This is a genomic window from Microbulbifer sp. JSM ZJ756 (assembly GCF_044383805.1).
In the GTDB taxonomy this organism is placed as follows: Bacteria; Pseudomonadota; Gammaproteobacteria; order Pseudomonadales; family Cellvibrionaceae; genus Microbulbifer; species Microbulbifer zhoushanensis.
On the sequence record NZ_JBISER010000001.1, the window covers coordinates 149,128 to 169,823 of the forward strand.

General features: G+C 63.5%; 14 protein-coding genes and 1 pseudogene. 6 read left to right on the forward strand and 9 right to left on the reverse strand.

Going from position 1 to position 20,696, the window contains the following annotated elements; genetic code table 11:
- Window positions 1-33: 33 nt before the first annotated feature.
- Genes ACH6CX_RS00685 through ACH6CX_RS00695 form a run of 3 tightly spaced genes read left to right on the forward strand, consistent with a single transcriptional unit; the run spans window position 34 to window position 5,935 of the window.
- Window positions 34-1,479, forward strand: coding sequence for an efflux transporter outer membrane subunit (locus ACH6CX_RS00685; RefSeq protein WP_334078921.1), 1,446 nt, complete (start codon window positions 34-36; stop codon window positions 1,477-1,479).
- On the forward strand, window positions 1,479-2,771 hold the full coding sequence (locus ACH6CX_RS00690; protein WP_396674301.1) for an efflux RND transporter periplasmic adaptor subunit: 1,293 nt from the start codon (window positions 1,479-1,481) through the stop codon (window positions 2,769-2,771). The genes ACH6CX_RS00685 and ACH6CX_RS00690 overlap by 1 nt, the downstream gene beginning before the upstream one ends.
- The gene (locus ACH6CX_RS00695; protein ID WP_396674303.1) at window positions 2,768-5,935 is read left to right on the forward strand and encodes an efflux RND transporter permease subunit; all 3,168 of its coding nucleotides are present in this window, start codon (window positions 2,768-2,770) and stop codon (window positions 5,933-5,935) included. Before ACH6CX_RS00690 ends, ACH6CX_RS00695 begins: the two co-directional genes overlap by 4 nt.
- On the opposite strand, the gene ACH6CX_RS00700 is transcribed toward ACH6CX_RS00695, so the two are convergent.
- From ACH6CX_RS00700 to phhA, 4 genes and pseudogenes are all read right to left on the reverse strand, one after another.
- A complete protein-coding gene (locus ACH6CX_RS00700) occupies window positions 5,910-7,079 on the reverse strand; it encodes a cation:proton antiporter (protein WP_232942249.1) in 1,170 nt (389 codons plus the stop codon). The genes ACH6CX_RS00695 and ACH6CX_RS00700 overlap by 26 nt on opposite strands.
- Window positions 7,080-7,191: 112 nt before the next feature.
- Window positions 7,192-8,820 (reverse strand): aminotransferase class V-fold PLP-dependent enzyme, encoded by a 1,629-nt coding sequence (locus ACH6CX_RS00705; protein ID WP_237061373.1) that lies wholly within the window; start codon window positions 8,818-8,820, stop codon window positions 7,192-7,194.
- 135 nt (window positions 8,821-8,955) lie between these two features.
- The gene (locus ACH6CX_RS00710) at window positions 8,956-9,426 is read right to left on the reverse strand and encodes an Lrp/AsnC family transcriptional regulator (protein WP_396674306.1); all 471 of its coding nucleotides are present in this window, start codon (window positions 9,424-9,426) and stop codon (window positions 8,956-8,958) included.
- A gap of 271 nt (window positions 9,427-9,697) precedes the next feature.
- Window positions 9,698-10,546 (reverse strand): annotated as a pseudogene (gene phhA / locus ACH6CX_RS00715) (phenylalanine 4-monooxygenase); the annotation flags it as partial.
- A 169-nt stretch (window positions 10,547-10,715) separates the two neighbouring features.
- Between phhA and ACH6CX_RS00720 the strand changes: the two are divergent.
- The gene (locus ACH6CX_RS00720) at window positions 10,716-12,152 is read left to right on the forward strand and encodes a TyrR/PhhR family helix-turn-helix DNA-binding protein (RefSeq protein WP_396674308.1); all 1,437 of its coding nucleotides are present in this window, start codon (window positions 10,716-10,718) and stop codon (window positions 12,150-12,152) included.
- 32 nt (window positions 12,153-12,184) lie between these two features.
- Here ACH6CX_RS00720 and ACH6CX_RS00725 read toward each other — a convergent pair whose 3' ends face one another.
- On the reverse strand, window positions 12,185-12,544 hold the full coding sequence (locus ACH6CX_RS00725; RefSeq protein ID WP_232942259.1) for a DUF962 domain-containing protein: 360 nt from the start codon (window positions 12,542-12,544) through the stop codon (window positions 12,185-12,187).
- Between the two features lie 263 nt (window positions 12,545-12,807).
- Here ACH6CX_RS00725 and ACH6CX_RS00730 point away from each other — a divergent pair, with 263 nt between their 5' ends.
- Window positions 12,808-14,031 carry a CaiB/BaiF CoA-transferase family protein gene (locus tag ACH6CX_RS00730; protein WP_232942261.1) on the forward strand — a complete coding sequence of 408 codons (1,224 nt, stop codon included), beginning with the start codon at window positions 12,808-12,810 and terminating at the stop codon, window positions 14,029-14,031.
- A 57-nt stretch (window positions 14,032-14,088) separates the two neighbouring features.
- Here ACH6CX_RS00730 and ACH6CX_RS00735 read toward each other — a convergent pair whose 3' ends face one another.
- The 3 genes from ACH6CX_RS00735 to ACH6CX_RS00745 all read right to left on the reverse strand — a co-directional run bounded on the left by ACH6CX_RS00735 (window position 14,089) and on the right by ACH6CX_RS00745 (window position 18,180).
- Window positions 14,089-14,649, reverse strand: a complete 561-nt coding sequence (locus ACH6CX_RS00735) for a serine O-acetyltransferase (RefSeq protein WP_232942263.1) — start codon at window positions 14,647-14,649, stop codon at window positions 14,089-14,091.
- 148 nt (window positions 14,650-14,797) lie between these two features.
- Entirely contained in the window at window positions 14,798-16,822 is a 2,025-nt protein-coding gene (locus tag ACH6CX_RS00740; protein WP_232942265.1) for a CocE/NonD family hydrolase, read from the reverse strand.
- Between the two features lie 38 nt (window positions 16,823-16,860).
- The gene (locus ACH6CX_RS00745; protein ID WP_396674311.1) at window positions 16,861-18,180 is read right to left on the reverse strand and encodes an acetyl-CoA carboxylase biotin carboxylase subunit family protein; all 1,320 of its coding nucleotides are present in this window, start codon (window positions 18,178-18,180) and stop codon (window positions 16,861-16,863) included.
- 227 nt (window positions 18,181-18,407) lie between these two features.
- Here ACH6CX_RS00745 and ACH6CX_RS00750 point away from each other — a divergent pair, with 227 nt between their 5' ends.
- Window positions 18,408-19,061: a lysozyme inhibitor LprI family protein gene (locus ACH6CX_RS00750; protein ID WP_396674313.1), complete on the forward strand. Its 654-nt coding sequence runs from the start codon at window positions 18,408-18,410 to the stop codon at window positions 19,059-19,061.
- Window positions 19,062-19,158: 97 nt separating this feature from the next.
- Here the strand turns inward: ACH6CX_RS00750 and asnS are convergent, their stop codons facing one another.
- A complete protein-coding gene (asnS, locus tag ACH6CX_RS00755; RefSeq protein ID WP_232942271.1) occupies window positions 19,159-20,559 on the reverse strand; it encodes an asparagine--tRNA ligase in 1,401 nt (466 codons plus the stop codon).
- Window positions 20,560-20,696 lie beyond the last annotated feature (137 nt).

Here is a 20,696-nt window from a genome sequence, read left to right on the forward strand (position 1 = left end):
TTTCGATTGAATAACACAACTGGCGGACGTTTTTTGTCTATTTCGCGAATACTGGCACTGCTGTTACCCCTGTTGACGGCCTGTGCCACCCAGCCATTGCCACCGGGACTGCCGCAGCAGGCCCTGGGGTTGCCGGACGCCTTTTCCCTGTCGGGTGAGGCGGAGCCGGGATTGCGCTGGTGGGACAATTTCCGGGATCCGCAGATGGACCTGCTGGTCACCCGAGCGCTCGCCGACAGCCCGGACCTGCGGGGGGCGCTGTGGCGCCTGCAACAGGCCGAGGCCACAGCGCGCGGGGCCCGGTCGGGCCTGTGGCCACGGCTGACCGGTGGCCTCGACCACACCGAGCAGCGCCGCTCCAGTAACAGTGATTTCGACTTTTCCGGTGGTGAGAACGAGGGCGGCAGCTGGAGTGGCCGCCTGGCGGCCAGTTACGAGGTGGACCTGTGGGGGCGGGTGCGCTCCGGTGCACTCGCCGCGGAGGCAGCGAAGCTGGCGCAGGAAGAGAGCCTGCAGGCGGCCGCACTCAGCCTGGCAGCGGAGGTGGCAGCCACCTGGCTGCAACTGCGCGAGCAGTGGGGCCAGCGGGAGCTGCTGGCCAGGCAGCTGGATACCAACCGCAAAACATTGCGGGTGCTGGAACTGCGGTTTGGTGGCGGTACCAGCGCTGCCGCAGATGTCCTGCAGCAGCGCCAGCTGGTGGAGCAGTCACAGCAGGAGCTGGATGCGGCCGGGTTCAATATCGAGATATTGAAAGTACAGCTCGCCACCCTGGTGGGCGTGAATACCGGTGAGCTCGAAACCATGGTGCAACCGGCGGCCGGTCTCCCGGCGCTGCCGGCACTGCCCGACACGGGGGTCCCCTCCCGGTTACTGCTGCGCCGTCCCGATGTGCGCGAGGCGCAGCGGAACCTGCTGCAGGGCCACTACCTGGCCAAACAGGCCTGGGCCGAGCGGTTGCCGGTGATCAGCCTGTCGGCGATCTATAGCGGGGGCGGTCCGGCCATCAGTGATATCGCCAGGGACTGGTTGCTGACCCTGACCGCCGCCGCCGAGGGAGTGATTTTCGACGGCGGGCAGCTGTCGTCAGAGCAACAGCGGCAGCAAGCCGCGGAGCAGGAGCAGTGGCAGCTCTACCGGGCCACGGTACTCGAGGCCCTGTCTGAGGTGGAGCAGGCGCTGGTGCAGGAACAGGCGGTGCGCGTGCGCCTGGAACACCTGCGAGAGCGGGCGGCGCTGTCTGACCTGATTGTGGAGCGCCAGCGGCGCGCCTATAGCCGCGGCACCGTGGATTTTCTCAATGTCCTGGCTGCCACCAATGACCAGCAGAGCCTGGAGCGGCAACTACTCACCGCCAGGCGAGAGCTGATCGAGAACCGTGTAACCCTCTACCGGGCGCTGTCCGGTGGGATACCCGGAGAGGACCTGCCCCCGGCGCTGCCGGTGGAGCTGGAGTTGTACCGGGCGGGGGAATCCTGATGGCGAGACGCCTCAACTGGAATTTCGTATTGCCCATTGGGTTGCTGGTTGGTGCCGTGTTGCTTGCCAGTTGGTTCCTGCGGGAGAGACCCACCATGAGCCGCGCCGACCGGGCACCGCCTGCTCCGACCGTGGATGTCGCCGTGGCTGAGCGAGGGCGCTTCCCGGTGACCGTGGAGGCGCTGGGCCGGGTGCAGGCCCGGGAAATGGTGGAATTGCAGCCACAGGTGGAAGGTCGGGTGGACTGGCTCGATTACGACCTGGGGCAGGGATCGACACTGGAGGAAGACCAGCTGCTGGCCCGTATCGAAACCGAGCCCTATCAACTGGCCCTGCAGACCGCGCGCAGCACCCTGGCCGAGCGACGTGCCGAGTTACAGCAGGAGCAGGGCCAGCGACAGGTGGCGCAGGAGGAGTACGAGTTGCTGGGCAGCTCACTGCCTGATGCCGACCGCGCCCTGGTACTGCGTGAGCCCCAGCTGGCGGCGGCTCGTGCCCGGGTAGATGCGGCCGAGGCCCAGCTGCGGCTGGCGCAACGGGACCTGCGCCTGACTGAGATCCGCGCGCCTTTCAAGGCATTGCTGGTCAGCCGCACTGTCGATGTGGGGGACAGGGTGGGGCCCGGTACTGTGCTCTACGAACTGGCCGGGGCTGATCGCTTCCATATCGAGGTGGAGGTGCCGGCAAACCAGCTCGCGCGCCTGCGTAGCAAGGGCGTGGAGGTGAATGTGCAGGGGAGCCAGTGGCCGGCCAACCGTTTTCGGGCGGGCCGTTTCGTGCGGCTGATCCCGGTGCTGGAAGAGCAGGGCCGGCTCGCGCGGGTACTGGTGGAGCTGGAGGACCCGCTGGCGATCGCCAATCCCGGCGAGCCGCAGCTGTTGCTGAATGACCTGGCACGGGTCCGTATTGTCAGCCCGGCGTCACGGGACCGCGTGCGGGTGCCGTTGTCGGCGGTGCAGGACGGCGATGTGGTCTGGGTCGTGGCAGACGGCAGGATCCGTATACAACCGGTCGAGGTGGCCTACCTGAGTGGCGATTTTGCGCTGCTGGATGAGGGCCTTACCGGTGGTGAGATCCTGGTTACCACGCGCCTGAATACGGTGATCGATGGAATGAAGGTCAGCGTCGCTGCCCCGGCCACGATGCGTGGCAGCGAGCGGCCCGCCGGGGACCCGAACCGCGCCGGCAGGCGCCCCACTAGTCGTCCGCCCGGGTCCGGGCAGGCTGGTCCCGCGGAAAGGCCGGCCGATGATCCGGCCGCACCAGTGAAGGACCGGGGAGTGCACAAATGAGTGACCCGTCTGCGGAAAAAACCGCACGCCGCCCGGTGGTGGAGACCCGCGGTGGCGCCATTGCCTGGATGGCCCACAACCATGTCACTGCCAACCTGTTGATGCTGGTGCTGATCGTTGGTGGGCTGGCATTTTCGATGATCGTGAAGAAAGAAGTATTCCCGGATTTCAGCCTGGACATGGTGACGGTGCAGATCTCCTATCCCGGCGCCAGTCCCGAGGAAGTGGAGCGCGGCGTGCTGGTGGCGGCCGAACAGGCGGTGCAGGGCATTCCCGGAATCCGCGAGATGCGTGGCAGTGCGGGCGAGGGCAGTGCTTCGCTGACCCTGGAGCTGGACGAGGACGCTGACGGCAGTAAGGTCTACCAGGATATCCAGCAGGCGATCGACCGTGTAACCACCTTCCCCGGTGATATCGAGCGCCCGCAGGTGAGTCTTGCCGACCGCCAGCGGGATGTACTCGACCTGGTGGTGCACGGCGATATCGACGTGCGCGCGCTGCGCGCCATCACCATGCAGATTTACGAGGAGCTGGAAGCTCACCCGGGTATCACCTCGCTGGAAACCTATGGTGTGCGGGATTTCGAGGTGGCGGTGGAAGTCCGGCGTGAGGACCTGCGTCGCTACGGCTTGTCGTTGCCAGATGTGGCGGCACTGGTGCGCGATGCGGCGGTGGATGTGCCCGCCGGGGGCGTCAAGACCGGGGCCGGCGAGGTGCTGGTGCGGGTTACCGAGCGCCGCGACTGGGCGCGGGAGTTCGGTGATATCGTGGTGGTGCAGGGCACCGGTGGGGGCACGGTGCGGCTCAGGGATATCGCCACGGTGCGCGACGCGCTGGTGGAAGAGCCGCGCAACATGACCTTTAACGGCGAGCCGGCAATGGGCATCGACGTGTTCCGTATCGGTACCCAGACCCCCATGAGTGTCAGCGAGGCCACGCACGAGGTGTTGGCCGAAGTGCGTCGCACCCTGCCGGAGGGTGTACAGATCAGCGTGCGCGATGACGACTCAAAGATTTTTCGCGAGCGCCTGTCGTTGCTGCTGAAAAACGGGTTTATCGGGCTGATGCTGGTATTCCTGGTCCTGGGGGCTTTCCTGGAGTTGCGCCTGGCTTTCTGGGTGACGCTTGGTATTCCCACCAGTTTCCTCGGTGCACTGCTGTTCCTGCCGGCGATGGATCTCTCCATCAATATGGTGAGCATGTTCGCGTTCATCATTGCGCTGGGTATCGTGGTGGATGATGCGATCATCGCCGGGGAAAATATCTACGAGTGGCGGCGGCTGGGTTACAGCAACCTGGAGGCGGCGATTGCCGGTGCGCGGCAGGTGTCGGTGCCTCTCACATTTGCCATCCTCACCAATATCGTTGCCTTTATACCGCTGATGCACCTGCCGGGATTCATGGGCAAGATTTTCGGCATTATCCCGCTGGTGGTGGGTTCGGTATTCGTAATCTCCTGGGTGGAGGCGCTGTTTATCCTGCCGTCGCACCTGGCATATTCCCGGCGCGGTTACCGTAACAACCAGGCGCGACGTTTCGCCGCGCGCCAGAAAATCGTTGCCCGCAGTCTTGATCGCTTCGTGGAAAAGCGCTTCAGGCCATTCCTGGACCTGTGCATCCGCCATCGATATACGACCATTGCGGTGGCACTGGCGACACTGATGGTGGTAACCGGCTATGCCGCCAGCGGGCGTATGGGGTTCACCCTGATGCCCAGGGTTGAGCGGGACTCGGGCCGGGTGCAGATCACTTTTCCGGCGGGCACCGCGGAACAGCAACTCGAGCGTGCCCGCGCCCAGATTATCGACGCCGCAAACCGTGTCCTGGATGAAAGGGGGCGGGAGGATGTGTTCCTGGGAATGCGGGGGTTGATCCAGGGCAATGAGGTGCAGGTGGATGTTTATTTTGTGCCTTCCGACCAGCGCACTTTTACCACCGGGGAATTTGTCCGTGACTGGCGGCGCGCGGTGGGGCCGGTGGCCGGGGCCCTGAGTTCCCGTTTTGCCGCGGACCGCGGCGGTCCCGGTGCCGGTCCGGCGCTGACGGTTGAGCTGCGCCACACGGATACCCGGATCCTGGAAGAGGTGGCGCTGCGGCTGGCGTCGGCGCTGGAGGATTTCCCCAATGTCAGCGATATCGATCCGGGTATTTCGCTGGGCAAGCAGCAGCTGGACCTCACCCTGACGGAAACCGCGAAGAGCCTGGGGCTTACCGCGGAGGAAATCGGCCGGCAGTTGCGCTCATCGATCTACGGCGCCGAGGCCATGCGCCAGCAGCGCGGGCGCGACCAGGTCAAGGTGATGGTGCGGCTGCCGGAAGCACAGCGGGGCACCCTTGAAGACGTGTCCAGTATCATGATCCGTGCCGGCAACAACCTCTGGTTGCCGCTGCCGGACCTGGTCGAGGTGGACAAGGGGCGTGCCTACGCCGGTATCAACCGGCGCGAGGGGCGCCGGGTAATGACGGTGACTGCCAACGTCGAACCCTCGGACCAGGCCACCCTGGTAATCAACGAACTGAACGCCTCCGTGGTGCCACAGTTGCGTGCAGAGTACGCAGGGCTGGGCATTTCCTATGAGGGGCGCCAGGCCGAGGAGCGCGAGGGGCTGTCGTCCCTGGGGCTCACCTTTTCCCTGACCATGGCGGCGCTCTACCTGCTGCTGGCGATTCCGCTGAAGAGTTATATCCAGCCGCTGACGGTGATGGTGGCGATTCCCTTTGGTGTCATCGGCGCGGTGCTCGGGCACCTGGTAATGGGTTACGGGCTCAGTATGGTCAGCCTGCTGGGGATGGTGGCGCTGGCTGGGGTGGTGATCAACGATACCCTGGTCATGATCGAGTACGGCAACCGCTTGCGGGAAGAAGGTGTCGAGATCACCGAGGCGATCAAGCGGGCCGCGGCGCGCCGCTTCCGACCGATCATTCTCACCACTGTCACCACTTTCTGCGGCCTGATGCCGATGATTTTCGAAACCTCGGTGCAGGCGCGCTTTATGATTCCCATGGCCATCTCGCTGGGCTACGGCATCCTCGCCGCAACCACCATTTCCCTGTTGCTGGTGCCCTGCCTGTACCTGATGTTTGCGCGGGACATTCCGGCCCGGTTCGGGTTGCTGCGCACCGGCCGGCGTTCCCCGCTCAGTCCCGACGCAGGTGATCCTTGATGGCGATCGGGTTGGGGAAATTCAGCACCACAATATAGGACGACACCAGGAAGGTGATAATGGCGGTGGCCTGGATCAGGTGCGAAGCGGCACTGCCGATCAACTGCTGCCCTGCGGCGAGGAAGGCAATCAGCAGCGAGAATTCACTGATCTGCCCGAGGCGAAACCCCACATCCCAGGACAGCACATTCTGCTCGCTCTGGTTTCCCAGCAGGTAACGGAACACCACCGGCTTTACCGCCAGCACAGCCGCCGCCGTCACCAGTGCGGGCAGGGCGATCTCCGGCACCATGGCCAGGTTGAACTGGGCCCCCAGGCTGAAGAAAAACAGGATCAGGAAGAAGTCCCGCAGCGGTTTCAGGCTCAGGGCAATGTACTGGGAGATGGGACTGGTGGCGAGGGTGATGCCACCAATAAAGGCGCCGATTTCCCGCGACAGGCCCGCTATCTCGGCCACTTCCGCCATACCCATACACCATCCCAGTGCCACCAGGAAGACGTATTCGTGGAACCGGTCGAAGCGCGTCAGCAGGGGCAGCAGGACGTATTTCACCACCGCCCAGGCGGCGACCACCAGCAGGGGCAGGGCGGCAAACGACATGCCCAGGCGGACGAAATCGACCTCGCCGGTACTGCCACTCAGGAGGATCATCAGGCAGGCAATGGCGACGAAATCCTGGAACAGCAACAGTCCCACCATGATCTCGCCCAGGTGCTTGTGGTGCAGTACGGTCGTGGGCAGCAGCTTGATGCCGATGATGGTGCTGGAAAACATCATCGCCATGCCGATCACCCAGGATTCGGCGTTGGTGAAACCGAACAGCTGGCCGATGGCATAGCCCATTCCCAGGAACAGCGCACAGCTGATCAGGCCCACAAACGTGGCCTTGCGCATTACCGAAACCAGTGCCCGGGGCTGCATGTCCAGTCCCAGCAGGAACAGCAGGAAGATGATGCCGATGGTGGACATGTCGGCCAGCAGCTGGACATTGTTGACCACGCCCACGCCGGACGGGCCCAGCAGCACCCCCAGCGCGATATACGCTACCAGCAAAGGCTGCCGGCCATACAGCGCCAGGGTGGCAATCAGCGCGGCGCCGCTGAAGATCAGGAAAAAAGACTGGAAGAGGGAGGTTTCCGCCACTGTCGCTCCTTGTGTCGCTGTCCCGTCCGGGGCTGGTCCCCGCATCCATTATCCACGGAAGCCGGCGCAGCGGAAACCACCGAGGCAATGTCGCCCCGGCAGGGGCGAACATTCAGAGGTTGAACCAGCGCAGGTTCTCGGCCCGCTCCGACAGGATCGGTTGGGCGCAGGTCTTGCCCTGTGGTGCGCGCAGGATCTCCCGTGCTTCCGCCAGGAAACCGTCCAGTGCGCCGGTCACCGGGGCCGGGATGTCGGTGCCGGCACTGTCGATCTCCAGCTGCAGTGGCGGTTTGGCCGCCTCGCCCTGGTAGCGCCACACCCCGCCGGCGGCGTCATACTGGTAATAGGGTAGAAGCCGGTAGCCCTCTGCGGCGATGATCTCGATGGCCTCGATCAGGTAATCGGCAGTCTCCTGGTCGAGGAAGTAATTGAAGTTGAGGCGCACCCAGCCTGGCTTGAGGATACTCTCGCCCTCACTGACCAGTTGTTCCAGCGCGGCGCTCTGTTCCGGGGTCAGGTGCAGCAGCTGGTGGCCGTAGGGGCCGGCACAGGAGCAGCCACCGCGGACCTGGATGCCAAACAGGTCGTTCAGCAGGGCCACCACAAACCCGTGGTGCAGGGGCTTGCCGTCGCGAAGAATGTGCATCGATACGATGCTCACCCGCGGTGCCCCGGTACCACCGAGGATCTCGATATTGGGGTTCTGTCCCCAGCGGCTGAAGGCGCGGTCCAGCCACTGGGCCTCCCGCGCCTCGATCTCAGCCGCGCCTACCCGGTCTTTCAGTGCAAAGACCATACCGGCGCGCACGGATTCCACGATGGCCGGGGTGCCGGCTTCCTCGCGACGCTCACCGGCGGGGAGGTAGGTGTGGCTCTCGGGGCCCACCCAGGAGACGGTGCCGCCTCCGGGTACCGCCGGCTGTTCCGCCGGCAGCAGGGATTTGCGCACCACCAACAGGCCCGGCGTGCCGGGGCCACCGACGAACTTGTGCGGTGACAGGAACAGCGCATCCTTGCAGGTGCTGTTGCCATCCCCCTGCATGTCGATCTGGACATAGGGCCCGGCGGCGGCGTAATCCCAGAACGACAGGGCGCCGTGGCGATGCAGCAGTGCGGTCACGGCATCCACGTCAGTGCGGATACCGGTGACGTTGGAGGCGGCGGAGAAGCTGCCGATGCGTAGGGGGCGGTCCGCGTACTGGCGCAGTGCCTGTTCCAGCGCCTCGAGGTCCACGCTGCCATTGTCGCCCTGTGGAATGGTCACCACCTCCGCGACTGACTCGCGCCAGGGCAGGTCGTTGGAGTGATGCTCATAGGGGCCGATAAACACCACTGGCCGTTGTGCCGCGGGGATTTCCGCAGAGGCGGCGCCGAAGCGCTGGTAATGGTCGGCGCGCAGTCCCAGGCAATCCACCAGCCGGTTGACCGCGGCGGTGGCACCGGCACCGCAGAAAATTACCGCGTGCTCTTCTCCGGCATTGACGGATTTGCGCACCGCCGCCCGTGCCTGCTCCCGGAAAGCTGTGGTCTGGCGGCCCGTCGCCGATGTCTCGGTATGGGTGTTGGCATACCAGGGCAGGACCTGGTTACGAATGGCATCCTCGATAAATGTCAGGCCGCGACCGGATGCGGTGTAGTCGGCGTAGACCAGTGGCCGGGTGCCGAAGGGGGTGCTGAGCGGCAGGCGCTCACCGATGACGCTGGTACGGATACGCTCGAGAAGGGGGGCAAGGTCTTGCATGTCTACCTCTACTGCCTGACGGCCCGGGACGCGCCCCGGGCCCCACGCCGGCAGTGCTTCCGCTGCGTGGGGTGGTGCGTGGCCCGCCGTCGATCGTTGTTAAAATTATCGGGTACGGTACTCGAGCGGCCGGTGTCACTCTCCGGAGGGGATCGGCAGTTCGGTGGTGCTCTTGATCTGCTCCATGGCAAAGTTGGAGACAATATCGCTGATGCCCACTTGGCGGATCAGTTCCTTGTAGAAGCGGTCATACGCGGCGATATCACTGACTACGATGCGTAGCAGGTAATCGTACTCACCGGCCATGCGGTAGCAGTCGACCACCTCGGGCAGTTTTGTCACCAGGGCCGCAAATGATTCGGCCCACTCGGCTGTGTGCTGGTCGGTTTTCACCTGGGCGAAAACCGATACCGGCAACCCCAGCACCTCCGCATTCAGGAGGGCCACCTTGCGGCGGATGATGCCGCTTTTTTCCAACTTCTGGATCCGCCGCCAGCATGGGGTCTTGGTCAGCCCCACACGCTCGGCCAGCTCTTCAATGGAGAGGCTAACATCTGATTGCAGGATAGCAAGAAGTTGTCTGTCAATCGCGTCAAGTGAGGACATTGTTCTACAAGGCTCCCTATAACGCGGGGTGTGTATCCCTGAACCGTAAACTGGGGGCCGTCAATGGCAACAAAATACCCCGGCTAATTTGTATGCAGTGCGGGGATCCGACATTGGGAATCGTTGGCCTCTCACTGCACTCACACCGGTAACGTTAATCTCCGGTGAGGCGAGTCGGTAGCCCGGATTTCTCCCCGGGGCTGGGGAGTGGGGAAGCGGGAGGTGGGCATTGCCGAATGCGCGCCACAGGGGGCCTGTGGCGCGTACCGGGTCAGGCTGCGTTCTTGGGCGGGAAGCGGGGCTCGAACAGGCCCCGGTCGATGGCCTCGCGCACATGGCTCATCAGGTCTATTTCGGTGAGCTCCTGCAATTGCTGCAGGTCGTTCAGCACGTAATAAATCGGCTGTACGATATCGATGCGGTAGGGGGTGCGCAGCGCATCGAGCACGTCAAAGTCGTAGCGGGCCGGTTCATCGCCCAGTGCATACAGGGTCTCCTTGGGAGAAGACAGGATACCGCCGCCGTAGATGCGCAGGCCGTCACTGGTCTGCAGCAGGCCAAATTCCACCGTAAACCAGTACAGGCGGGCCAGGTACGCACGCTCCTTGGGGGATGCCGCCAGGCCCAGCTGGCCGTATTTCTGTGTGAAGTTGGCAAAAGCCGGGTTGGTCAGCATGGCGCAGTGACCGAAAATCTCATGGAAAATATCCGGTTCCTGCAGGTAATCGAACTCCTCCGGGGTGCGGATAAAGGTGGCGACCGGGAATTTGCGGTCCGCCAACAGCCCGAAAAAGGTCTCGAAGCCGATCAGGGCGGGCACCCGTGCAACTTCCCAGCCGGTCTCCCGACGCAGGACGCTGCTGACTTCTTCCAGTTGCGGGATGCGGTCCCGGGGCAGGTCCAGGAGCTCGAGGCCGCGCAGGTATTCGTCGCAGGCCCGTCCGGGCACCACTTCCAGCTGGCGTTCGATCAGGCGCTGCCAGGTCTGGTGCTCCACATCGGTGTAGTGGATATAGCCCTGCGCGTCCGGCTCCCGGGCCACATACTTGCTCGGTTTCTTGCCGTTGGCTTGTGATTCTTTCTTCATGGCTCTGTTCTCCCGTCGCTCCGCTTTTGACGTCCCTGCGTGCCGATGGCCGCAGGGTCCCGCGGGCGCGTTAACTCTTTGTTGTTATCACCCGTACATTCTTAGACAGGCGCAGGCCCGAACGGCAGTCCCCGGGGCCCATAGTTGCGCCCTGGGGTGCGCCGGGACTAAGATTTCTGTAAATAATTGTTTACAGATTCTTATGCGAATAGAAATAACATGTGAAAATCGTGTAGGTATATTGCAGGAAATTACGGCCATATTTGCCGATTTTCGCGTTAACGTGACTTCCGGTGAGCTCGGTGGCGACAGTGGTGACAAGGTCTACCTGTCGGCGCCGGGGATGCTCAATACCCAGTTCAGCGCGATCGAGAAATCCCTGTTGCAGGTGCCCGGCCTGAAACGGGTACGCCGTATTTCCCTGATTCCCTCCGAACGCCGCCACTTCGAGCTGGACACACTCCTGCGCCATGTCTCGGAGCCGGTACTCTCGGTCGACCGCGAGGGGCGGGTGGTCGCGGCCAACCTGGCCGCAGCACGGGCCTTCGGCGTCAGTATGGACCGGGTGCCGGGCATGCAACTGCAGCGCTTCCTGCCGCTGCTGCAGGTGGCGGAGTTACTGCGGGATTTTGCCGTGCCACGCTATGGGGTGCCGGTTACCGTGCGCGGGCAGGATTTCCGGCTGGAGTGGGTACCCATTGCACTGGGGGACGACAGCGCGGTGGAATCCCTCGCTGGCGCAGTGTTGACCCTGCAGCCAGACGCAGATACAGCGGCCCTGTCGCGACTGCCATCACCGGTAGCGTTGTGGGATTTCGATCTTCGCCGGCAGGCCTGCCTGGACCTGCAGGAAATGGCGGCGTTGGCGTCGCCGCTCTTGATAACCGGAGAGGCTGGAAGCGGCAAGAGCACCTTTGCCGGCGCGGTTCATTACCTGTCGCCGCTGGCTTCCCGGGGGGACTGTATGCGCCTGGATCCTTCCCCGGGATTCGAGGCTGGCTTGCCTTCCGGTGCCTGGCCGGATGCCGGAACCCTGGTGATCGAGGAGCCGGAGCGGCTGGCCCCGGCCGCGCAGCAGTCACTCCTGCGGCAGCTGCGGGCGCTGCCCCGAACCGTCCGGGCAGTGGCCACGAGCCAGCAACCCGCGCTCCTGCAGCCGGCCCTGGCCCAGTTTTTCTCTGAACTGGTACTGGAGCTGCCACCCCTGCGCAGTATGCGTCCCGCGATCGGCCGTTTTGCCAGTGCGACATTGCGAGAGCTGGGTAAACCCGGGGCGGCGGGTCAGCGGGAAGGGCTGGCCCTGGGCGAGCAGGCTGCGGAGTGCCTGCATGGGTTTGACTGGCCCGGTAACTTTGCCGGCCTGCATGATTGTCTCGCCGCGGCCGTGCGCCGCTGTCGCGCCCGAGGGGCAACGGAGATCAGCGCTGGGGACCTGCCACAGCCGGCACGGGCGGGAGATGGACTGCCGCTTGACTGGGCGCGGGGCCTGGGTTACCGCGAGGTGATGGACAAGGTGGAGCTGGGGCTGCTGCAGGCGCTGCTGGAGCAGCGCCTGTCGACCCGCGAAATGGCCCGCAGGCTGGGGATTTCCCATACGTCAGTAGCCAACAAGTTGCGCCGCCACGGCCTGGCCCGCTGAGGCCGGGCGGCTCCTCGGCTGTTGTCCGCGGTTCAGCGCTGGATCCGCCCCAGCAGCATATCCCGGAACATCACAAAGTCGCCCAGCAGGCTGTAGAGGGGGTGCCTGAACGTGGCGGGGCGATTGTGCTCAAAGAAGAAGTGGCCGGCCCAGGCAAACCCGTATCCCGCCAATGGCATGGCCAGGAGCCAGAGCAGGTTGCCGGTAACCAGCGTGAGCAGCAGCAGCGCGATCACCAGTGAAGTGCCGACAAAATGCAGGCGCCGGCAGGTGATATCGGCGTGCTCACCCAGGTAATAGGGATAGAAGTCGGCGAATGAGCGGAATGCTTCCGGTTGGCCTTCCTCTCCAGGTGTTGAAGTGTGGGACTCTTGCCGGGATTCTGTCGTCATCACTGGGCCCTCCTGTGCTGGGCAGTGTGGGTATTTTTATTCTCGCCAAGAGTGTACGCCCGTACGCGGCCGGCTCCAAGCCGGTCGCCGGCGGTAAACCCCGGCGCCATTCCCTGTGGTGGGGCCTCTCCCCGGGCACCGGCGAAGCTTCTGGCAACAGCGCGCCGGAGAATCTGGTAGTCTGCGTTCCGGATTTGAGCCCGCCGGGCCTGTGCCACCATTGCAGTAGGTCACGGGTGTGAAGAATAAAGGAGTACACAGTTATGCCGGGTCCGCTTTCCCACCTGAAGGTTCTCGACCTGAGCCGGATTCTCGCCGGCCCCTGGGCGGGGCAGGTCTTTGCCGATTTCGGTGCCGAGGTAATCAAGGTTGAACGCCCCGAGCGCGGCGACGACACACGCCACTGGGGCCCTCCCTACCTGAAAGACGGCCAGGGTGCCGACACCAGTGAGGCGGCTTACTACCTGAGCGCCAACCGGGGCAAGAAATCACTGACCCTGGATATCACCACGGAACAGGGACAGCAGATTGTGCGTGACCTTGCGGCGCGCTGCGACGTGCTGCTGGAGAATTACAAGGTGGGTGGCCTGGAGAAATACGGGCTGGATTACGCGTCCATCCGCGAGATCAATCCCGGCATCATCTATTGCTCCATTACCGGCTTCGGCCAGACTGGCCCCTATGCCAACCGCGCCGGCTACGACGCCATGATCCAGGGCATGGGAGGCCTGATGAGCCTTACCGGGGTGCCCGAGGGCCAGCCGGGCGCGGGCCCGCAGAAAGTGGGTGTCGCGGTTGCCGACCTGATGACCGGGATGTACGCGGTGTCGGCGGTGCTGGCAGCGGTGATCCACCGGCAGCAGACCGGCGAGGGCCAGTATATCGACCTGGCACTGCTGGACACCCAGGTGGCCTGGCTCGCCAACCAGGCGCAGAATTTCCTTACTTCCGGTCGCAGTCCCGAACGCCAGGGCACTGCCCATCCCAATATCGTTCCTTACCAGGCGGTTCCCTCCCGGGACGGTTATTTTATGCTGGCGGTGGGCAACGATGACCAGTTCAAGCGCTTTTGCCAGATTGCCGGCCTGCCAGAAGTGGCGGAGCAGCCCGCGTACGCTACCAACGCGGCGCGGGTGCTGGCGCGGGAGAAGCTGGTTCCGCTGATCGAGCAGGCGACCCGGGAGCGGGATTCGGACTGGTGGCTGGAGAAACTCAGTGAAGCCCACGTACCCTGTGGGCCGATCAATAACCTGCAGCAGGTATTCGGGGACCCCCAGGTGCAGGCGCGGGAAATGGTGGTGGAGCAGGAGCACCCGACCGCGGGCACTGTGCGTACCGTGCGCAACCCGGTGCTGTTTTCTGCATCGCCGCTGCAATACGACCAGGCCCCGCCGGTGCTCGGCCAGCATACCGAGGAGATCCTGCGGGACCTGCTGGGCAAGGGCGCCGGCGAGATCGAAGAGTTGCGCAAGCAGAAAATTGTCTGATTACGGGGGCTGACCCGGGGGGAGCAGAGAGGCTGCCCCGGGTTGTACTGCCGGTGTTCACTCCGCCAGTGTTGCAGCCCGGTCCGTTGGGGACTCACCTGGAATTGGCCCGGAACTTTCCCGCCTATCGCTCAATGTGCTGGTCCTGGCGACCTGTGCGGGAATGCCGACAGCGACGGCACCGGCGGGAATATTCTCCAGAACCACCGCGTTGGCGCCAATACGCGCATAGTCACCGATGGTGACAGGCCGGATAATTTTAGCCCCGGCCCCGATGTCGACATTGCCCCCCAGGGTGACCCCGTTCACCAGGGTGACCTGCTGCAACAGCAGGCAGTTGACTCCCACACTGGCACCGGGGTGAATGACAACCCCGTTGGGGTGGGGCATCTGCAGGCCGCCGCCAATGCGACAGTTCAGGGGGATATCCGCCCCGGAAACGATGCTCCAGAAGCGGTGGCGCACTACCGCCAGCTTGCGGCGGAGCCTGTCCAGTGGGCCGCTGCCGGCAGACTGGTACTCGCGTATGCTTTTCAACAGCTTGCGCGATGGGTCCCAGAAGCCCCTGGGCTGTTCGCGCGTCCAGTCGGGCTCTGTGGCGGAAATCTCCTGTGGCATCCCTGTTATTCCATCCCTGTATTTTCCACTTGCTGCGGGCGGGGTTTGCCCGCGCCGGCGTCCGGGCAGACAACATAGCATTGCTTGCCGGATCGGGAAATGAAGAAAGCAGAAAGGAACAGCCTGCAGGCACCGGCCAGTAAACTGGTCAGAGGAAATCCCGGGGGATCTTCCGTTGCCAGTTTTCCGCGTACACCCGGCCATCGCCCTCCCAGGCATCCAGTTGTGCGTGGATATAGAAAAAGTCCGCATCCGCAGTGAGCACTGTGCGTGTGGTGGTGCGCACAGACCAGTCGCCACGGGAAAAAGTGCGTTCGGTACGGGTCTCGCCCTTCAGGGAGTTGAAGTCGTTTTCCTGGAACGTGTACCAGTTCCAGATGCGGCTGGCGAACTCCAGGTCGATCTCATCGATGCGGATCAGGCCGTCATCCTTGATCACCTCCAGGGTCCAGATATCCTCGGCCAGGTCTGAATGCACCAGCCAGTTATTGTGTGGGGACTTGATATATTCAGATTGTTCCGGCTTTGCTCCCACCGGTTCGTCGAACTGGATATCCGCATCGCTGGCGCGGGGCTTGCGCAATGGCAGCACCAGGTTGCTGGAGGAGCAGTAAATATCCAGCCTGACCGGCCGTGGTGGCGGCCAGGCCAGGGCCCAGTAGGAAGTCGATACGCTCACCCGCAGTCGGTGGCCCTTCGGGAATACCTGGGCGACATGGTTCATTGCCACGTTGATGCGGTATTTCATTCCCGGCACCAGCTCTGCGGGTTTGTCGTGCCCGTGCCTGTGGGCCAGGTTGAACAGGCCGTAGGTAACCCGGGTCGCGGCCCCGTTGGGATTTACATCCGAGAGCCGCACCGCGACCATCGCCATCGGTTGCGAAGAGGAGAGTTCAATCTCCATGCGCGGTGCGCCAAGGATCTCGATATCGTCCTGCAGGGGTGCGCTCTGGAATACCAGCGCTCCGCCATCCTCCTGGCGCTGGTCGTGGGGCAGGTCGGGGGCGGCGGTGTACGAGCACCATTTACCGGCGAACAGGCCAACGCTGAGGGGGGACTGTACGCTGAGCACATTCTCCATCACACAGGGTGGCTCGTTGCCGAACAGTATCCGGTAGGCGGAGAGATCGTAGACACGCTCGATGATATTGTCCGAGGGCCAGCTGTCCTCGCCGACCCAGCGCCCCGGCCGCTGCCAGTAGTATGTGGTGGGGGGAACACTGTCCTGCATCCACGCCCGCAGGGTGGGTTCGCGGGTAATACCGGTTTCTTCTCCCTTGAGCCACTGGTCCCACCAGCGCAATGCCTCGCCGAGGAAGTCGATGGCCGGGCCCGGTATTCCCTGGTGGGGATACTTGTGGCCCCAGGGGCCGATCAGGGCCATGCGGGGCCCCTGCAGGTGCTGCAGCAGTCGGAAGATGGCGTTGGTATAACCATCGGCCCAGCCGCCCACCAGCATCGTCGGGACCTGGATGGCGTGGTAGTTCTCGCTGACGGAACCGTGTTCCCAGTAGCCATCCCGGTACTGGTGGCGCAGCCAGATATCCAGCCACAGGCCACTGCCGCGCAGTCGCTCCAGCCACATATCGCGCCACCGGTCGCCCACCAGTTCGGGGTCCGGTGGGCAGGTATTGATGGAGAACATGGTGGTGGCCTCCGACAGGTTGTCGGTGAGCAGGCAGCCGCCCATGTAATGCATGTTGTCGACGTAAAGGTCGTCGGTGGAGCAGCAGGACACGATGGCCCTGAGCGGTCCGGGGCGCCGCGCGGCCACCTGCAGGGCATTGAACCCGCCCCAGGAAATACCCTGCATGCCGACACTGCCGTCACACCAGGGTTGCCGCGCAATCCAGTCAATGGCCTCCACCGCGTCGCTGAGCTCCTGCTCCCGATACTGGTCGATCATGACGCCGCTGGACTCGCCGCTGCCACGGAGGTCCACGCGCACACAGGCGTAACCATGCCCGGCATAGTAGGGGTGCATGATGGAGTCACGCAGGCGCGTTTTATCCCGCTTGCGGTAGGGAATATATTCCATGATGGCCGGTACCGGCCGCTGGGGGGCATCCTCCGGCATCCAGATACGCGCCGCCAGCCAGCCGCCGTCCGCCAGCGGGATTTCGATATGTTCGATCGCGGTGATCTTGCACGGGAATTCGGTCACTACCCGCATCGACACTCCCCAGGCGAAGGCTTGCGTGAACGCTGATTTCAGAAGCGAACGCTCTCGAACTGGAACGGCTCGAAACTGCGCCCGTCTGCAAATTCGAATCTCAGCTGGCCGGCCAGTTTCCGGTAGGTTTCCAGGAGTTCATCCTGGTCCTGGGCGCCCAGGCAGATATCGGCTATCTCATAACTGTAGCTGTCCTGGCCTGGCAGGTCGCTCAGTTGCTGGCCCTCTTCTACGATCGGGTGGATGCGGCAACCGGGGATTGACGCTTCCAGGGCCCGTATTTCCGCCTCCGGGGGGACGCGGGTGACGACGGTGTCGTGATAGCGGCGCAACATGAATTTTGCGGCACACCTGAACGGGCCCTGGAGTATGGAAAAGTCCGTGACGCGGTCGAGCGCGACGTCCAGGGCCGCTTCGTGGTTCGAGACGCCGTGGACCTTGACGAACTGGTCACTGTGGGACTGGGAAATCCGGGTATTGATTTCCAGCACCCGGAAACTGTCGGTGGCCGGGTCCCAGAAGAACTCGATCCCGAAGGCGGAGTTGTCGAAGCCGATCTGGCGCAACAGGCGCTCGCCGGCGGCACAGATCTTTTCCTGCGCATAATCCGGCCACACCGACGGGTATTCGTAGCGGGTGAAACTCTGGTTGCGGCTGTCCTTGACGGTATCGACAATCCCGTGAACCCGGTAGCGCCCATTGATCATGGTGCCCTCGATACCGCATTGCTTGCCGCTCAGGAGCTTTTCCGCCAGGCACCAGTTGCCATCCACTGAACCGACCTCGGGGGGAATGTCGACCCGGTCGAGGGCGTAATTGAGCAGCTCCCCCAGCTGGCGGATCTCGCCGCGAATAATGCCGATTGCACGGTGGAAGCCCGCTTCGTCCTCGACCCGGAAGCCGAGCTGGGAGGAGTGGCTGACCACTGGCTTGAGCCAGAACGGGAAGCCGAACTGGAGTTGGCCCAGGGGATCGTCCGCAAACGGGTTCACCGGGCAGAAGTCCGGTATCCAGTCGGGCAGGGCGGCACGCTGTTCCAGCCGGCTCCAGTACTTGTGCTCGCATTTCAGCACCGCCAGCAGGTCTGCCGAGCGCAGGCCGTGTTGCCGGCAGAGGATGGGGTGCAGTGTGCTGGAGGGGAAGTCCCAGTGGTTGATGATGCCGGCGAGCTCGCCGTTGTAGGCGCTGACCTGCTGTTCGGCGTCGTCGAGCAGTTGCGCCATGGGCCGTTCGGGAAACCAGACGATCTCGTCGTCGGTAAAGAGTTTATGCCAGTGGAACTGTTCTGCACCGCGCACCGCATTCAGGTACTCGCGGTGCAGGGGCGCGAGCCCAAAAACAAAAAACTGCCTGGCCATGTCACTCCCCGTGGGCAGGTATATAAACATCAGGTTTTTGCAGCATAGCAGCCCAGATCTGGCCGAGTGCTGCATGCCGGTGTTGAATTCCTGTATTTCCATAGCGGCTTTCAGTCGGTGAACTTCCGGGTCAACAGGAAAGATTCCTGCGCCAGTGCTAGATTGGTAAAAGACGAATTCCAAGACGGTGAGAAGTGATGTCTGTCTCAGGTTTTCGGCGCAGGGCAATGCCCCTGGTCGGTTGTTTCCTCGCGCTATGGGTTCTTTCGTTACTGGCCATGGATGCCCAGGGGGCGGCGAGCCGGGTCAGTTGCGGAGACCTTTCAGGCCTGGCAATAGAAAACCTGGTGTGCCAGGACGCGGAGCTGGGCGCCCTGGATCGCGTGCTGCGGGAGGTGATGGACGGCGTCGCGACCTTGCGGGATCTCGGTGGGGCGGCGCGCAAGCGCCTGCAGGCCTCCCAGCGCGACTGGCTGGAATCGCGCAATGGCTGCTGGCAGGCGGAAAACCCTCGCACCTGTGCATTGCGCCACTATCGTCGCCGCATCGCCGAATTGCAGGTTGAGCTGGCGCTGGCTGGCCCCGCGCGGGTAACCCGGTATGACTGTCGTGGCGAAGCCCTGACCCTGCGATTTTACGATACCAGCGTCCCCTCACTGACAGCAGCGTTCCGCGGCCGGGATATCTTTATGGTGCCCCCCGGGGGTGTCCCGGGCAGGCGCTATGCGGGGGCATCCCTGACCCTGGAGCTGGGCGATGGCGAGCTGCTGTTGCAGCCTGCCGGCAGCGCGGACGCCCCCCTGAGATGCGTTGACAGTCGCTGGTATGCAGGCCAGCAACAGCACCGCAGCGCGTTCGCCCAATGCGGGGACCGGCCCTAGGTCAGGGCGGTCACCAGTTTTCTGGTCGCGCCAGAAACAAAAAGCCCCGGCTTCGGGCCGGGGCTCTGGCGGTGCGCTATCGGTCAGTTGATAGCGATCAGAACGCTGCGTTGCGCGGTGTGCGCGGGAAGGGGATCACGTCGCGGATATTGCCCATGCCGGTGACGTAAGACACGATCCGGTCGAAGCCCAGGCCGAAGCCCGCGTGGGGTACGGTGCCGTAACGACGCAGGTCCCGGTACCAGTCCAGGTGCTCTTTGGGGATTTCCATTTCGTCCATGCGCGCGTCAAGCTTGTCCAGTCGCTCCTCACGCTGTGAACCACCGATGATTTCACCAATACCCGGGGCGAGGACATCCATCGCCGCGACGGTCTTGCCGTCGTCATTCATGCGCATGTAAAACGCCTTGATGTCCTTGGGGTAGTTCATTACCACAACGGGCTTTTTGAAATGCTTCTCGGCCAGGTAGCGTTCGTGCTCGGAAGCCAGGTCGATACCCCAGGAAACCGGGAACTCGAACTTCTCCTTGCAGTTCTCCAGGATCTCGATGGCCTCGGAGTAATTGATACGTGCAAAGTCGTTCTCGACGATGTTTTCCAGCCGGCTGATGGCTTCCTTGTCGATGCGCTGGGCAAAGAACGCCATGTCATCGGCACGCTCTTCCAGTACTGCCTTGCACACGTATTTCAGCATCTTCTCTGACAGCGCTGCGATATCAGCCAGTTCGGCGAAGGCGATCTCGGGCTCCACCATCCAGAATTCCGCCAGGTGGCGGGTGGTGTTGGAGTTTTCCGCGCGGAAGGTCGGGCCGAAGGTGTAAACCTTCGACAGTGCCAGGCAGTAGCTCTCCACATTCAGCTGGCCGGACACGGTGAGGAAAGTCTCCTCGCCAAAGAAATCCTCATTGAAATCCACCGCACCCTTGTCGGTGCGCGGCAGGTTCTCCAGGTCCAGGGTGCTGACGCGGAACAGCTCGCCGGCGCCCTCGCAGTCGGATGCGGTGATGATCGGGGTGTGTATCCAGTTGAATCCCTGCTCGTGGAAGAAGCGGTGGATCGCCTGGGCGATGCAGTTGCGCACGCGGGCCACGGCGCCGCCCACGTTGGTGCGCGGGCGCAGGTGCGCGTGTTCGCGCAGGTGCTCCATGGTATGGCGCTTGGGGGACATGGGATAGGTGTCCGGGTCCTCGACCCAGCCCACCACATGGACTTCGCTCGCCAGCAGCTCGATTGCCTGGCCCTTGCCCTCGGACGGCTTGATGGTGCCGACAATATCGACGGCACAGCCGGTGGTAAGGCGCAAAACCTCGGACTGGTAGTTGCTGATGGATGACTCGACCACCACCTGCAGGGGATCGAAGCAGCTGCCATCGTGGACCGCCAGGAAGGACAGCCCGGCCTTGGAGTCGCGGCGGGTACGGATCCAGCCCTGCAGCCGGGCCTGTTCGCCCTCGCGACCGCTGGATTTCAAAAGAGTATCTACAGACTCGACTTGCATTGTTCTCGCTCTGTATTGGCTAGTCATCGGCGGTGCCTGAATTTTGCACAGTACCGCGCGGGTCAATTACGGCGGGCATATTGGACTGTTGGCGAGCGGAAATCCAGCCCCCGGGCGGGTCCCAGGGGGGTGGTGGA

What these genes read in the sequence shown, in the direction of transcription:
- ACH6CX_RS00690 (WP_396674301.1), top strand. Translation starts at nt 1,479, where the DNA reads ATGGCGAGACGCCTCAACTGGAATTTCGTATTGCCCATTGGGTTGCTG.
- ACH6CX_RS00695 (WP_396674303.1), top strand. Translation starts at nt 2,768, where the DNA reads ATGAGTGACCCGTCTGCGGAAAAAACCGCACGCCGCCCGGTGGTGGAG.
- ACH6CX_RS00705 (WP_237061373.1), bottom strand. Translation starts at nt 8,820, where the DNA reads ATGCAAGACCTTGCCCCCCTTCTCGAGCGTATCCGTACCAGCGTCATC.
- ACH6CX_RS00710 (WP_396674306.1), bottom strand. Translation starts at nt 9,426, where the DNA reads ATGTCCTCACTTGACGCGATTGACAGACAACTTCTTGCTATCCTGCAA.
- ACH6CX_RS00720 (WP_396674308.1), top strand. Translation starts at nt 10,716, where the DNA reads ATGCGAATAGAAATAACATGTGAAAATCGTGTAGGTATATTGCAGGAA.
- ACH6CX_RS00725 (WP_232942259.1), bottom strand. Translation starts at nt 12,544, where the DNA reads ATGACGACAGAATCCCGGCAAGAGTCCCACACTTCAACACCTGGAGAG.
- ACH6CX_RS00730 (WP_232942261.1), top strand. Translation starts at nt 12,808, where the DNA reads ATGCCGGGTCCGCTTTCCCACCTGAAGGTTCTCGACCTGAGCCGGATT.
- ACH6CX_RS00735 (WP_232942263.1), bottom strand. Translation starts at nt 14,649, where the DNA reads ATGCCACAGGAGATTTCCGCCACAGAGCCCGACTGGACGCGCGAACAG.
- ACH6CX_RS00740 (WP_232942265.1), bottom strand. Translation starts at nt 16,822, where the DNA reads ATGCGGGTAGTGACCGAATTCCCGTGCAAGATCACCGCGATCGAACAT.
- ACH6CX_RS00745 (WP_396674311.1), bottom strand. Translation starts at nt 18,180, where the DNA reads ATGGCCAGGCAGTTTTTTGTTTTTGGGCTCGCGCCCCTGCACCGCGAG.
- ACH6CX_RS00750 (WP_396674313.1), top strand. Translation starts at nt 18,408, where the DNA reads ATGCCCCTGGTCGGTTGTTTCCTCGCGCTATGGGTTCTTTCGTTACTG.
- asnS (WP_232942271.1), bottom strand. Translation starts at nt 20,559, where the DNA reads ATGCAAGTCGAGTCTGTAGATACTCTTTTGAAATCCAGCGGTCGCGAG.